This window comes from Streptomyces sp. NBC_01551 (assembly GCF_026339935.1).
Classification (GTDB): Bacteria; Actinomycetota; Actinomycetes; order Streptomycetales; family Streptomycetaceae; genus Streptomyces.
Genome location: NZ_JAPEPX010000001.1, coordinates 1 through 15,893, shown reverse-complemented (window position 1 = coordinate 15,893; position 15,893 = coordinate 1). Strand labels below are relative to the sequence as shown.

The 15,893-nt window shown below is 71.2% G+C and carries 3 protein-coding genes; all 3 read left to right on the top strand.

The window, feature by feature from the left end:
• Positions 1–60 precede the first annotated feature (60 nt).
• Positions 61–561, top strand: a complete 501-nt coding sequence (locus tag OG982_RS00015) for a PH domain-containing protein (protein ID WP_266790914.1) — start codon at positions 61–63, stop codon at positions 559–561.
• On the top strand, positions 558–2,108 hold the full coding sequence (locus OG982_RS00010) for a PH domain-containing protein (RefSeq protein ID WP_266790916.1): 1,551 nt from the start codon (positions 558–560) through the stop codon (positions 2,106–2,108). The genes OG982_RS00015 and OG982_RS00010 overlap by 4 nt, the downstream gene beginning before the upstream one ends.
• Positions 2,109–2,422: 314 nt before the next feature.
• On the top strand, positions 2,423–15,893 hold a 13,471-nt coding region (locus tag OG982_RS00005), incomplete at its 3' end, for a type I polyketide synthase (RefSeq protein WP_266947679.1).

The window sequence follows — 15,893 nt, the reverse complement described above, 5'->3', positions numbered from 1 at the left end:
CACGATGACCCTCGACGATCCCGCGACGATTCAAGATCCTTCAGGAACCAGGGTGAAGCAGTGCTAGACAACCAAGAACTGAGGCTCCGGCCGCCTCGCAACCGGGTCGAGAGCCGCGCCATCGGCTGGTGGACCCTCCAGTCGTCCCTCTTCGCCCTGCCTCTCCCGCTCGTGTTCGGCGTGCTCTGGCTCACCATCTCGCCGGCGCGCTTCGTCTTCGGGCCCCTCTTCCTCGTCGCGCTCGTCCCCGGCCTCCTCTACATGGCCATCATGCCCATCTGGCGCTACCGGGTGCACCGCTGGGAGATGACCGACGAAGCCGTCTACGCCGCGTCCGGATGGCTCTGGCAGCGGTGGCGCGTGGTCCCCCTGTCCCGCGTCCAGACCGTCGACATGCTCCGCGGCCCGCTCCAGCAGCTGTTCAGCCTCTCCGGGATCACCGTCACCAGCGCCTCCTCCGCCGGCGCCGTGAAGATCAAGGGACTGGACCACCGGACCGCCACCGAACTCGTGGAGCAGCTGACCCGGTCCACCCAGGCCGTACCGGGAGACGCCACGTGACACCGGACACCGCGGTACGACACCAGGACCCCGCCGACAGCGACGCGTGGGGGCGGCTCAACCCCCGCCTGTTCCTCGTCAACCTGAGCGTGGTGGCCACGCCGCTGGCCACCTTCGGTGCCACCACCGTCATCACCGGCGGCGAGATCAACCTCCAGGTCCTGATCACCTTCGCCTCGTTCCTCATCACCTGCCTCGTCATCTCCGGCATCAGCACGATGCGCCTCGTCACCACCCGCTACCGCGTCACCGAGGACCGGGTGGAGCTCCACAAGGGATGGTTCTTCCGCAGCGAGCGCTCGATCCCCGTCGACCGCATCCGCAGCGCCGACCTGACCGCCAACCCCCTCCACCGGATCTTCGGCCTCACCTCCCTGAAGATCGCCACCGGCGACCAGGCCTCCTCCGGCGGCGGCCTGTCCCTGGACGGCCTCAGCATCCGTGACGCCGACGCGCTGCGCCGGAAGCTGAGCGAGCTGCGCCACGCCCGTCAGGGCCTGGCCGTCAGCGACCCCGAGGACGACGACACTCTCGCCGAACTCGACTGGGCGTGGCTGCGGTACGCCCCGCTGACCCTCTGGGGCGTCGGCGGTGTCTTCATCGCCGTCGGCAGCGTCTACCGCACGCTGCACGAGATGAAGATCGACCCCCTGGAACTCGGCATCGTCAAGGACATCGAGGACCGCTTCGGCTCCGTACCGCTCTGGTACGGCATCCTCGTGACCCTCCTCGTCATCGTCGTGATCGGCGTCGCCGGATCGACCGCCACCTTCATAGAGGGCTGGGGCGGCTACCGCCTCGACCGCCCGGAGACCGGCCTGCTCCGCGTCCGCCGCGGCCTGCTGATCACCCGCTCCGTCAGCATCGAGGAACGGCGGCTGCGCGGCGCCGAGGTGGCCGAACCCCTGCTGCTGCGCTGGGCCGGGGGAGCCCGCCTGAAGGCCGTCGCCAGCGGCCTCGGCAACGAGGACGAGAACAGCAGCCGCAGTCGGCTCACCCCGCCCGTACCCCTGGCCCTGGCCCGCCGGATCGCCGCCGACGTCCTCGGCGAGAGCGTCTCCCCGACGACCGCGGCGCAGCTCGCCCCGCACCCCCGCGCCGCCCTGCGCCGCAGGATCAACCGCGCCCTGACCTGGTCCGTCCTGCTCGCGGCGCCCTTCGTCGGCCTCGGCCTGTGGCTCACGCCGGTACTCGTGCACACCGGCTGGATCACCGCGGTCGTCCTCTTCGCGGTCGGCGTGGCCTTCGCCTTCGACGCCTACCGCAACCTCGGCCACGCCGTCCACGGCCCCTACCTGGTCACCCGGGCGGGCACCTTCACCCGCCGTACCGCCGCCGTCCAGCGCGACGGGATCATCGGCTGGTCCATCACCCGCTCGGTCTTCCAGCGCCGGGCCGGCCTGCTCACCCTGGGAGCCGCCACGGCCGTCGGCAACGGCGTCTACAAGGTCCGCGACGTACGGATCTCCGAAGGCCTCGCCTTCGCCGAGGAGACCGTGCCCGGCCTGCTCGCCCCGTTCATCGAACGGGTGCCCGCGGGCCGCTGACCCCCGAAAACCAACTGGCGCACCCCCGGGAGACGGAGGGGCGGTCCTGACGACCGCCCCTCCGTCTCTGATTCGGCCGGGTCTCTTGTGCGGCCGGGTCTCCGATTCGGTCGAAAACGAATACCTTCGGAATTCTTGTCATTGCCCGCCCTTCGAGGGCATCATGATTGATCGCGCTCGCAGAATGACGACGCGTTCCACAGGGTCACCGCATAGGGGCCCCTAGGGGAGCGTTAGGGGTTTCTGCGGAGGCTCTCCCGTGCCAGGGTCAACTCTGGTCTTAGGTTTCTCTGCACGGAGTGATGGAGCGCGCGATGTTGAACGATTCCCAGGATTTCGCTGCCGAAATCGACGGCGCCTCCGAGGCCGGCGAGAACCAGGGCGAATCCGGATCCGGCAGCGCAGACGACACTGCGGACGGCATCGCGGACGAGACCAACGACGGCACCGCGGACGGCTCCGCGGACAGTGGGGACCGGTGGCGCGAGCGCCTCGCCGGCCTGACCGGGAGCGAACAGCACACCGCGCTCCTCGACTGGGTGTCCTCCCTGGTCACCGCCTCCCTTCGGGACACCGCACCGGCCACCCTCGACCCGCACCGCTCCTTCCTCGACCTCGGCTTCGACTCGCTCGCCGCCGTCGACCTGCACGCCCGCCTCGTCGCCGGCACGGGCCTGCGCCTGCCCGTCACCCTGGCCTTCGACCACCCCACCCCCGCCCACCTCGCCCGCCGGATCCACACCCTGCTCCTGGGGCTGACCGCCCCCGCCGAGGCGCCCGTCACCGCCGCGGTCAGCAGCGACGAACCGATCGCCATCGTCGGCATGGGCTGCCGCTTCCCCGGCGGGGTGCGCTCGCCCGAGGACCTGTGGCAGCTCGTCGCGACCGGCGGCGACGGCATCACCGCCTTCCCGTCCGACCGCGGCTGGAACGTCGAGGCCCTCTACCACCCCGACCCCGACCACGCGGGTACCTCGTACACCCGCGAAGGCGGCTTCCTGCACGACGCGGCGGAGTTCGACCCGGCGTTCTTCGGGATCTCGCCGCGCGAGGCCCTGGCCATGGACCCGCAGCAGCGGCTCCTCCTGGAGACCTCGTGGGAGGCCTTCGAGCGGGCCGGCATCAACCCCTCGTCCGTGCACGGCAGCCGTACCGGCGTCTTCGCCGGCGTCATGTACCACGACTACGTCACGGGCGTCGGCATCGGCGACGGTGTCGGCAGTGGAGACGAACTGCCCGAGGGCGTCGAGGGATACCTCGGCACCGGCAACGCCGGCAGCATCGCCTCCGGCCGGATCGCCTACACCTTCGGGCTGGAGGGCCCGGCGGTGACGGTGGACACGGCGTGCTCGTCGTCGCTGGTCGCCCTGCACTGGGCGGTCCAGGCGCTCCGTAACGGTGAGTGCGACATGGCACTGGCCGGCGGCGTCGCCATCATGGCGACGCCGGAGACGTTCATCGACTTCAGCCGTCAGCGTGGCCTCGCGGCCGACGGCCGCTGCAAGTCGTTCGCGGCGGCCGCGGACGGTACGGGCTGGGCCGAGGGCGCGGGCATGCTGCTCGTCGAGCGGCAGTCGGACGCGCTGCGCAACGGGCACCCGATCCTGGCCGTGGTACGGGGGTCGGCGGTGAACCAGGACGGTGCGAGCAACGGCCTGACGGCGCCGAACGGGCCGTCCCAGCAGAGGGTCATTCGTGAGGCCCTGGCGAGTGCCGGTCTGTCTGCCGCGGATGTGGACGCGGTCGAGGCGCACGGCACGGGTACCCGACTCGGTGACCCGATCGAGGCGCAGGCGCTGCTGGCGACGTACGGCCAGGACCGCGTTGAGGGCCGGCCGCTCCTGCTCGGCTCCATCAAGTCCAACATCGGCCACACCCAGGCCGCTGCCGGTGTCGCCGGTGTCATCAAGATGGTCATGGCGATGCGGCACGGGGTGCTCCCGCAGACGCTGCACGTGGACGCGCCGTCGGCCCAGGTGGAGTGGGAGGCGGGCGACGTCAGCCTGCTGACGCAGGCGGTGGACTGGCCGGAGACCGGCCGTCCGCGCCGCGCCGGCGTCTCTTCGTTCGGCATCAGCGGCACCAACGCCCACACCATCATCGAGCAGCCGCCGGCCGCTGTGGAGCCGTCGGAACCTGAAGCGGCCGTGCTACTTCCGGCGATGCCCTGGGTGCTCTCGGCGAAGGGCGAGGACGCCGTTCGGGCGCAGGCGCGTCAGCTCCAGTCCTACCTCCTGTCCGCGCCGGACGCGCGCCCGGTCGACGTCGCGTGGTCACTGACGGTCGGCAAGGCGTCGTTCGAGGACCGCGCTGCGGTAGTGGCCGCAGACCGTGAGGCCCTGCTGGCCGGCCTCGCGGTGCTGGCGGAGGGCCGCTCGACGGCCGCCCTGATCGAGGGCTCGCCCGCCCCCGGGAAGCTCGCCTTCCTGTTCACGGGGCAGGGCAGCCAGCGGCTGGGGATGGGGCGTGAGCTGTACGACGCCTTCCCGGTGTTCGCGGATGCGTTGGACGCGGTGTGCGAGCGGCTGGACCTCGAACTGCCGCTGAAGGACGTGCTGTTCGGGACGGATGCGGCGCTGCTGGACCGTACGGAGTACGCGCAGCCGGCGTTGTTCGCGGTAGAGGTGGCGTTGTTCCGGTTGGTGGAGTCGTGGGGTGTGAGGCCGGCGTTCGTGGCCGGTCATTCGGTGGGTGAGATCGCGGCCGCGCACGTGGCGGGTGTCTTCTCGCTGGAGGACGCGTGCGCTCTGGTGGCGGCGCGTGGGCGGTTGATGCAGGCGCTGCCGGGTGGTGGCGTGATGATCGCGGTGCAGGCGTCCGAGGACGAGGTCTTGCCGCTGCTGACCGAGCGCGTGAGTATCGCGGCGGTCAACGGTCCTCAGTCAGTGGTCATCGCCGGTGACGAGGACGCCGCGACGGCCATCGCGGAGGCGTTCGCGGACCGCAAGAGCAAGCGGCTCACCGTCAGCCACGCGTTCCACTCGCCGCACATGGACGGGATGTTGGAGGACTTCCGCCAGGTGGTGGAGGGCCTGTCGTTCGAGGCCCCGCGCATCGCGGTCGTCTCCAACCTGACCGGCGCGGTCGTCTCGGACGAGATGGGTTCGGCGGCGTTCTGGGTGCGGCACGTGCGGGAGGCCGTTCGCTTCCTCGACGGCGTCCGCGCCTTGGAGGCTGCGGGGGTCACGACGTTCGTCGAGCTCGGGCCGGACGGCGTGCTGTCCGCGCTGGCTCAGGACTGCCTGACCGGTGACGCGGACGTTGCCTTCGTACCGGCCCTGCGCGCAGGACGTGCCGAGGCTGACTCCGCAGTCGCTGCCCTTGCCGTGGCTCATGTGCGGGGTGTGGAGGTGGACTGGTCCGCCTTCTTCGCCGGTACGGGTGCCGGGCGAGTGGAACTGCCGACGTATGCCTTCCAGCGCCAGCGCTACTGGCTCCAGACGACGGGCGCGGCACGGAGTGGCGTCGGCTACGACGTGGACTCCCGATTCTGGGACGCGGTGGAGCGTGAGGATCTCGCGTCGCTCGCCGGGACGCTGGACATGGAGGACGAGAACGCCTGGGGGACGGTCCTGCCGGCCCTGTCGGCGTGGCGTCGTGGCCTGCGGACGCAGTCGGAGGTCGATGCCTGGCGCTACCGGGTGTCGTGGAAGCCGCTGACTGTGTCGGCCGGGGCCGTGGCCGGCGAGTGGGTCGTCGTCGCGCGTGAGGACGAGTCCTCAGCCGAGGCCGTGGCGGACGCGCTGGCTGGAGGCGGTGCTGAGGTCCGGCGTGTGGTTGTCGAGCCGGGTATGGATCGTGCTGCTCTGGCGGGGCTGTTGGCCGATGCGGGTGCCGTCGCTGGTGTGGTGTCGTTGCTGGCGCTGGATGAGGCTGCTGGTGTTGTGGCGTCTGCTGGTTTGGTGCAGGCGTTGGGTGATGTCGGGGTGGAGGCGCCGTTGTGGTGCCTGACCCGTGGTGCGGTGAGTGTCGGCAGGTCGGACCGTCTGGTGTCGGCGGTTCAGGCTCAGGTGTGGGGTCTGGGGCGTGTGGCGGCGCTGGAGCTTCCTGGGCGTTGGGGTGGTTTGGTCGACCTGCCCGAGGTGTGGGACGAGCGGGCCATGGCCCGCCTGGTGGGTGTGCTGGCCGGTGCTGGTGAGGACCAGGTCGCGGTGCGGTCTTCTGGTGTCTTCGGACGTCGGCTGGTCCGTGCCTCTGGTGGTGGCGCCGACTCCTGGACGCCGTCCGGCACCGTTCTGGTGACCGGTGGTACGGGTGCTCTGGGTGGTCGGCTGGCTCGTTGGCTGGCTGGTGCGGGTGTCGAGCGTCTGGTGCTGACGAGCCGTCGTGGTCTGGATGCTCCGGGTGCCGCCGATTTGGTGGCGGAGCTGCCGGGGCTGGGTGTTGAGGTGTCGGTCGTGGCGTGTGACGCCGCCGACCGGGACGCCTTGCGCACGCTGCTGGCGGCTGAGGCCGACACGCTCACAGCGGTCGTCCACACCGCCGGAATGCTCGACGACGGTGTCCTGGACGCCCTGACGCCGGACCGTTTCGAGAGCGTGCTGCGCGCCAAGGCGACCTCTGCCCTCAACCTGCACGAGCTGACCGTCGAACTCGGCATCGAGCTGTCGGCGTTCGTGCTGTTCTCCTCGATGAGCGGCATGACCGGCGCGCCGGGTCAGGCCAACTACGCTGCCGCGAATGCCTACCTGGATGCCCTGGCCGAGCAGCGTCGTGCTGCCGGTCTGGCTGCGACCTCGCTCGCGTGGGGTCCGTGGGCCGAGGGCGGCATGGCGGCGGATGAGGCGCTTGAGGCGCGGATGCGTCGTGAGGGTCTGCCGCCGATGGCTCCGGACACGGCGATGGCCGTGCTGGGTCAGAGCGTTGCCTCGTCCGGCGACGCGGCGCTGCTGGTCGCGGACGTCGACTGGAAGCGCTTCGGACCCGCCTTTGCCGTCGCGCGTTCCAGCACGCTCTTCGCCGAGCTGGAGGAGACCCGTACCGCTGCCCACGCCTCAAGTGACAGCGCGTCGCCGGTTGACCGGCTTGCCGGTCTGGGTGTGGCGGAGCTGGAGCGGGAGCTGCTCGGTCTGGTCCGTACGCACGTCGCGGCGGTCCTCGGACACGACGGCGTTGACGCCGTCGGCGCCGAACGTGCCTTCAAGGAACTCGGGTTCGACTCGCTCACGGCGGTCGAGCTGCGCAACCGGCTCGGTGCCGCCACCGGTGTGCGTCTGCCGGCCACGCTGATCTTCGACTACCCGACCGCCTCCGCCCTCACGGCTTACCTCCGCGATGAACTGCTCGGCACTCAGGCCCTGATCACCGGTCCGGTGGCCACGGTGGTGGACGACGATCCGATCGCGATCGTCGCGATGAGCTGCCGTTTCCCCGGTGGCGTCCGTACTCCCGAGGACCTCTGGCGGCTCCTGTCGACCGGCGGTGACGCCATTGGTGAGTTCCCCGTCGACCGTGGCTGGGACCTGGACCGCCTCTACAACCCGGACCCGGACAAGCAGGGCACGTTTTACGCTCGCCAGGGCGGCTTCCTCTACGACGCCGCCGATTTCGACGCCGATTTCTTCGGGATCTCGCCGCGCGAGGCCCTCGCCATGGACCCGCAGCAGCGCCTGCTGCTTGAGACCACCTGGGAGACCTTCGAGCGCGCCGGCATCGACCCCGCCGCCGTGCGCGGAAGCCAGGCCGGCGTGTTCATCGGTACGAACGGCCAGGACTACGACGGGACGTTCCGTTCCATCCCTGAAGGCATCGAGGGCTTCCTCGGTACCGGCAACGCGGCGAGCGTGGTTTCCGGCCGTCTCTCCTACGCGTTCGGTCTCGAGGGCCCGGCGGTCACGGTCGACACGGCTTGCTCGGCTTCTCTGGTCGCCCTGCACTGGGCGATCCAGGCGCTGCGCAGTGGCGAGTGCTCGCTGGCGCTGGCCGGCGGTGTGACGGTCATGTCGTCGCCGGGGGCCTACATCGACTTCAGCCGTCAGCGCGGTCTCGCCGCCGACGGCCGGATCAAGGCCTTCGCCGCCGACGCCGACGGCACCGGCTGGGGCGAGGGCGTGGGCATGCTGCTCGTCGAGCGGCTCTCCGACGCCCAGCGCAACGGCCACCCGGTACTCGCGGTGGTACGGGGCTCCGCGATCAACCAGGACGGTGCGAGCAACGGACTCACCGCCCCCAACGGCCCGTCCCAGCAGCGTGTCATCCGCGCCGCCCTCGCCAGCGCGGGTCTGTCGGCCGCCGAGGTGGACGCGGTGGAGGCGCACGGCACGGGTACCCGGCTCGGTGACCCGATCGAGGCGCAGGCCCTCCTGGCGACCTACGGTCAGGACCGGCCGGCCGAACAGCCGCTGCTGCTGGGCTCCATCAAGTCCAACATCGGCCACACACAGGCCGCCGCCGGTGTCGCGGGCGTCATCAAGATGGTGCTCGCGATGCAGCACGGGGTGCTTCCGCAGACCCTGCACGTGAACGAGCCGACCCCGCACGTCGACTGGACCGCGGGCGAGGTCGCCCTGCTCACCGAGCAGCGGGAATGGCCCGAGACCGGTCGTCCGCGCCGCGCAGGCATCTCCTCGTTCGGCTTCAGCGGAACCAACGCCCACACGATCATCGAGCAGGCGCCGGAAGGCGCCGACGTGGAGCCGTCCGCGCAGCCGCTGCGGCCCGGTGGGGTCATGCCGTGGGTGCTGTCCGCGAGGACCGAGGCGGCCCTGCAGGTCCAGGCCGAGCGTCTGACCGCCCTGCTCGATTCGGACGAGGAGTTCGAACCCACCGACGTCGCCTACTCGTTGGCGACATCGAGGTCGGCTCTTGAGCGCCGGGCCGTGGTGGTGGCGGGGGAGCGGGAAGAGTTCCTCGCCGCTCTGCGGGCCCTCGCGGCCGGCGAGCAGGCAGCGAGAGTGGTTCGCGGTACTGCGGCTTCCTCCGGCGGCACGGCGTTCCTGTTCACCGGACAGGGAAGCCAGCGGCTCGGCATGGGCCGCGAGCTCTACACCACCTACCCCGTGTTCGCGGACGCGCTGGACGCGATCTGCGCCCGCATGGACTCCCACCTCGAACTGCCCTTGCGAGACGTCCTGTTCGGGTCCGACGCCACCGTGCTGGACCAGACCGCGTACACCCAGCCCGCGCTGTTCGCCATCGAGGTGGCGCTGTTCCGGCTCGTGGAGAGCTGGGGCCTGAAGCCGGACTTCCTCTCCGGCCACTCGATCGGCGAGATCGCCGCCGCACACGTCGCCGGTGTCTTCTCCCTGGACGACGCGTGCGCTCTGGTGGCAGCCCGGGGTCGCCTGATGCAGGCGCTCCCGGCCGGCGGGGTAATGATCGCCGTCCAGGCCTCGGAGGACGAGGTCCTGCCGCTGCTGACCGAGCGCGTGAGCATCGCGGCGATCAACGGCCCTCAGTCGGTGGTCATCGCCGGGGACGAGGATGCTGCGACTGCTGTGGTCGAGACGTTCACCGATCGCAAGTCCAAGCGCCTCACCGTCAGCCACGCCTTCCACTCCCCGCACATGGACGGGATGTTGGAGGACTTCCGTGAGGTGGTGGCGGGGCTGTCGTTCGGCGCTCCGCGTATCCCGGTCGTGTCGAACCTGACCGGCGCGGTCGTCTCGGACGAGATGGGTTCGGCGGAGTTCTGGGTGCGGCACGTGCGGGAGGCCGTTCGCTTCCTCGACGGCGTCCGCGCCCTGGAGGCCGCGGGTGTGACCACGTACGTCGAGCTCGGCCCTGACGGTGTGCTGTCGGCCCTGGCTCAGGACTGCATTGAGCACGACGCCGTGTTCGTACCCGTGCTCCGCAAGGGCCGCCCCGAGGCCGAGGCCGTCACCACGGCCCTCGCCCAGGCCCACGCCCACGGCGTCACCATCGACTGGACCGCGTACTTCACCGGCTCCGACGCCCAGCGCGTCGACCTGCCCACCTACCCCTTCCAGCGCCAGCGGTTCTGGCCCAGCGCGTCCGTGTTCGCCGCCGGGGATCCGGAGGCGATCGGGCTCGGTGACGCCGGGCACCCGCTGCTGGGTGCGGCGGTCGTGCTCGCCGATTCCGAGGGCGTGCTCCTCGCTGGTCGGCTGTCCCTCGACACCCACCCCTGGCTCGCCGATCACACGATCCACGGTGGCGTGCTGCTGCCGGGCACGGCCTTCGTCGACCTGGCGATCCGTGCCGGCGACCAGGTCGGCTGCGATGTGGTGGAGGAGCTGACGCTGGAGGCGCCGCTCGTTCTGCCCGAGCGGGGCGGTGTGCAGCTTCAGCTCGTGATCGAGGCGCCCACGGCGCCCGGCCGTCGGGCGTTCAGCGTGTACTCCCGCCTCCAGGACGCGCCGGCGGAGGAGCCGTGGACGCGTCACGGTTCGGGTGTGCTGGCGGCCGGTGCGCGGCCGGAGGCTTCGCGGGAGTTCGGTGAGCTGGTGGCGTGGCCGCCGTCGGGTGCCGTGCCTGTCGACATTGACGGGTTGTACGCGGAGTTGGTCGGGGACGGAATGGCTTACGGGCCGTTGTTCCAGGGTCTGAAGGCGGCGTGGCGGCGTGGCGGCGAGTTGTTCACGGAGGTGGTGCTGCCGGAGGACGGGCGTGCGGATGCGGCTCGGTTCGGGCTGCATCCGGCGCTGCTCGACGCGGGTCTGCATGCCATCGGCCACCGCGACCCCGCCGTGGAAGGCTCCGCCGGTGCGCTGCTGCCGTTTGCCTGGGCCGGTGTCTCGCTCTATGCCGTGGGCGCTTCCTCGCTCCGGATGCGCCTGACCCCGAACTCGCCGGACGACCGGCACAGCCTGGCCCTGTTGATCGCGGATGAGACCGGGCGCCCGGTGGCGGCCGTGGAGTCGCTCACCCTGCGTCCGGCCTCGGCCGATCAGGTCAACGCGGCCGGCGGCGGTCACCTGGAGTCGCTGTTCCGTGTGGAGTGGGAGCCGGCCGCAATCGGCTCGGTGACGCCCGCCGGTCTGCGGTGGGCCGTACTGGGCCGGGACGAGATCGGCCTGGGCGGCACGGGTGTCGAGGTTACGGAGTACGCCGACGCGGCCGCGTTCGGTTCCGCGCTGGTGGCGGGTGAGCCCGCTCCGGATGCGGTGTTCGTCCTGCCGTCCGCTGTGGACGTGGATGCCGACACCGTCGGGTCGGTGCACGGTGCGGTGAATGCCGCGCTGGCGTCTGTCCAGGAGTGGCTGGCGGATGAGCGGTTCGCCGGGACGCGGCTGGTGTGGGTGACGTCGGGTGCGGTGGCTGTTGAGGCCGGTTCGGGTGTTCGGGATCTGTCGGGCAGTGCGGTGCGGGGTCTGCTGCGTTCGGCGCAGTCGGAGAACCCGGGCCAGTTGGTCATGCTGGATCTGGATCTGGATCTGGATGAGGGTCTGGATCCGGTGTCGGTGGCGGCGATTCCTGCCGCGCTGGCGGCCGGTGAGCCGGAGCTGGCGGTCCGTGCGGGTGTGGTGAGCGTGCCGCGTCTGGTGCGCGTGCCGGCTTCGGACGGTGCGGCCGAGTCGCCTGTTGTGATCGGTGACCCGTCCGGGACGGTTCTCGTGACCGGTGCCACGGGTGGGCTGGGCCGGCTGTTCGCGCGGCACCTGGTGACCGCGTACGGGGCGCGGCGTCTGCTGTTGGTCAGCCGTCGGGGTCCCGAGGCGGTCGGTGCTGAGGAACTGGTCGCTGAGCTGGCGGAGTTGGGTGCTCAGGCGGAGCTTGTTGCTTGTGACCTTGCTGACCGGGATGCGCTGGGTGTGCTGTTGGCGTCGGTTCCGGTCGAGCACCCGCTGACGGCCGTGGTGCACACTGCGGGTGTTCTGGATGACGGTGTTCTGTCGTCGCTGACGCCGGATCGGGTTGCGGCGGTGCTGCGGCCGAAGGTGGACGCGGCTTGGAATCTGCATGAGCTGACGCGGGGTCTGGACCTGTCGGCGTTCGTTCTGTTCTCGGGTGCTGCGGCGGCGTTCGGTGCTGCCGGGCAGGCGAACTACGCTGCCGCGAACGCGTTCCTGGAGGCTCTGGCCGAGCAGCGTCGCGCCGAGGGGCTGGCCGCTACCGCGCTCGCGTGGGGTCTGTGGGCCCCGCAGACGGGCAGCGGCGGTGAGGGTGCCGACGGTATGGCCGGGCGGCTCGACGAGGTCGACCTGCGACGCATCGCCCGCGATGGTGTCGGCGCACTGGCAGCCGACGAGGGGCTCGCCCTCTTCGACTCCGCCATGGCGGTGGACTCCGCGGTGCTCCTGCCGATCCGCCTCGATGTCGCGGCCCTGCGGACGCAGGCGGTCTCGGCGGGTTCGACGCCGGCGCTGCTGCGTGCTCTGGTCCGGGTCCTGGCACGCCGGACGGTGGAGCGCAGGGACGGCCGTGCGGACGCCGGTTCGCCGCTGGTGGCGCGCCTGCTCGGGCTGCCGGTCGCGGAGCACGAGGGCGTGCTCCTGGAGCTAGTGTGCGGGCGCATTGCCGCGGTCCTGGGCCACACCGGTGCCGACGCGGTCGACGCCGAACGGGCCTTCCGGGATCTCGGCTTCGACTCCCTCACGGCCGTGGAGCTCCGCAACGTACTCAAGGCCGAGACCGGTCTGCGACTGTCGCCGACCCTGGTCTTCGACTACCCGACCCCGGTGGCACTGGCCCGGCACCTGCTGGCGGAGCTCGCGGTGACCACCCGGTCCGCGGGCCCGGACGATGCGCGCGGACGGCTGACGCCCGTACGGTCCGTCGTGGACGTCACGGACGACCCGATCGTCATCGTCGGCATGGGCTGCCGCTTCCCCGGCGGGGTGCGCTCGCCCGAGGACCTGTGGCAGCTCGTCGCGACCGGCGGCGACGGCATCACCGCCTTCCCGTCCGACCGCGGCTGGAACGTCGAGGCCCTCTACCACCCCGACCCCGACCACGCGGGTACCTCGTACACCCGCGAAGGCGGCTTCCTGCACGACGCGGCGGAGTTCGACCCGGCGTTCTTCGGGATCTCGCCGCGCGAGGCCCTGGCCATGGACCCGCAGCAGCGGCTCCTCCTGGAGACCTCGTGGGAGGCCTTCGAGCGGGCCGGCATCAACCCCTCGTCCGTGCACGGCAGCCGTACCGGCGTCTTCGCCGGCGTCATGTACCACGACTACGTCACGGGCGTCGGCATCGGCGACGGTGTCGGCAGTGGAGACGAACTGCCCGAGGGCGTCGAGGGATACCTCGGCACCGGCAACGCCGGCAGCATCGCCTCCGGCCGGATCGCCTACACCTTCGGGCTGGAGGGCCCGGCGGTGACGGTGGACACGGCGTGCTCGTCGTCGCTGGTCGCCCTGCACTGGGCGGTCCAGGCGCTCCGTAACGGTGAGTGCGACATGGCACTGGCCGGCGGCGTCGCCATCATGGCGACGCCGGAGACGTTCATCGACTTCAGCCGTCAGCGTGGCCTCGCGGCCGACGGCCGCTGCAAGTCGTTCGCGGCGGCCGCGGACGGTACGGGCTGGGCCGAGGGCGCGGGCATGCTGCTCGTCGAGCGGCAGTCGGACGCGCTGCGCAACGGGCACCCGATCCTGGCCGTGGTACGGGGGTCGGCGGTGAACCAGGACGGTGCGAGCAACGGCCTGACGGCGCCGAACGGGCCGTCCCAGCAGAGGGTCATTCGTGAGGCCCTGGCGAGTGCCGGTCTGTCTGCCGCGGATGTGGACGCGGTCGAGGCGCACGGCACGGGTACCCGACTCGGTGACCCGATCGAGGCGCAGGCGCTGCTGGCGACGTACGGCCAGGACCGCGTTGAGGGCCGGCCGCTCCTGCTCGGCTCCATCAAGTCCAACATCGGCCACACCCAGGCCGCTGCCGGTGTCGCCGGTGTCATCAAGATGGTCATGGCGATGCGGCACGGGGTGCTCCCGCAGACGCTGCACGTGGACGCGCCGTCGGCCCAGGTGGAGTGGGAGGCGGGCGACGTCAGCCTGCTGACGCAGGCGGTGGACTGGCCGGAGACCGGCCGTCCGCGCCGCGCCGGCGTCTCTTCGTTCGGCATCAGCGGCACCAACGCCCACACCATCATCGAGCAGCCGCCGGCCGCTGTGGAGCCGTCGGAACCTGAAGCGGCCGTGCTACTTCCGGCGATGCCCTGGGTGCTCTCGGCGAAGGGCGAGGACGCCGTTCGGGCGCAGGCGCGTCAGCTCCAGTCCTACCTCCTGTCCGCGCCGGACGCGCGCCCGGTCGACGTCGCGTGGTCACTGACGGTCGGCAAGGCGTCGTTCGAGGACCGCGCTGCGGTAGTGGCCGCAGACCGTGAGGCCCTGCTGGCCGGCCTCGCGGTGCTGGCGGAGGGCCGCTCGACGGCCGCCCTGATCGAGGGCTCGCCCGCCCCCGGGAAGCTCGCCTTCCTGTTCACGGGGCAGGGCAGCCAGCGGCTGGGGATGGGGCGTGAGCTGTACGACGCCTTCCCGGTGTTCGCGGATGCGTTGGACGCGGTGTGCGAGCGGCTGGACCTCGAACTGCCGCTGAAGGACGTGCTGTTCGGGACGGATGCGGCGCTGCTGGACCGTACGGAGTACGCGCAGCCGGCGTTGTTCGCGGTAGAGGTGGCGTTGTTCCGGTTGGTGGAGTCGTGGGGTGTGAGGCCGGCGTTCGTGGCCGGTCATTCGGTGGGTGAGATCGCGGCCGCGCACGTGGCGGGTGTCTTCTCGCTGGAGGACGCGTGCGCTCTGGTGGCGGCGCGTGGGCGGTTGATGCAGGCGCTGCCGGGTGGTGGCGTGATGATCGCGGTGCAGGCGTCCGAGGACGAGGTCTTGCCGCTGCTGACCGAGCGCGTGAGTATCGCGGCGGTCAACGGTCCTCAGTCAGTGGTCATCGCCGGTGACGAGGACGCCGCGACGGCCATCGCGGAGGCGTTCGCGGACCGCAAGAGCAAGCGGCTCACCGTCAGCCACGCGTTCCACTCGCCGCACATGGACGGGATGTTGGAGGACTTCCGCCAGGTGGTGGAGGGCCTGTCGTTCGAGGCCCCGCGCATCGCGGTCGTCTCCAACCTGACCGGCGCGGTCGTCTCGGACGAGATGGGTTCGGCGGCGTTCTGGGTGCGGCACGTGCGGGAGGCCGTTCGCTTCCTCGACGGCGTCCGCGCCTTGGAGGCTGCGGGGGTCACGACGTTCGTCGAGCTCGGGCCGGACGGCGTGCTGTCCGCGCTGGCTCAGGACTGCCTGACCGGTGACGCGGACGTTGCCTTCGTACCGGCCCTGCGCGCAGGACGTGCCGAGGCTGACTCCGCAGTCGCTGCCCTTGCCGTGGCTCATGTGCGGGGTGTGGAGGTGGACTGGTCCGCCTTCTTCGCCGGTACGGGTGCCGGGCGAGTGGAACTGCCGACGTATGCCTTCCAGCGCCAGCGCTACTGGCTCCAGACGACGGGCGCGGCACGGAGTGGCGTCGGCTACGACGTGGACTCCCGATTCTGGGACGCGGTGGAGCGTGAGGATCTCGCGTCGCTCGCCGGGACGCTGGACATGGAGGACGAGAACGCCTGGGGGACGGTCCTGCCGGCCCTGTCGGCGTGGCGTCGTGGCCTGCGGACGCAGTCGGAGGTCGATGCCTGGCGCTACCGGGTGTCGTGGAAGCCGCTGACTGTGTCGGCCGGGGCCGTGGCCGGCGAGTGGGTCGTCGTCGCGCGTGAGGACGAGTCCTCAGCCGAGGCCGTGGCGGACGCGCTGGCTGGAGGCGGTGCTGAGGTCCGGCGTGTGGTTGTCGAGCCGGGTATGGATCGTGCTGCTCTGGCGGGGCTGTTGGCCGATGCGGGTGCCGTCGCTGGTGTGGTGTCGTTGCTGGCGCTGGATGAGGCTGCTGGTGTTGTGGCGTCTG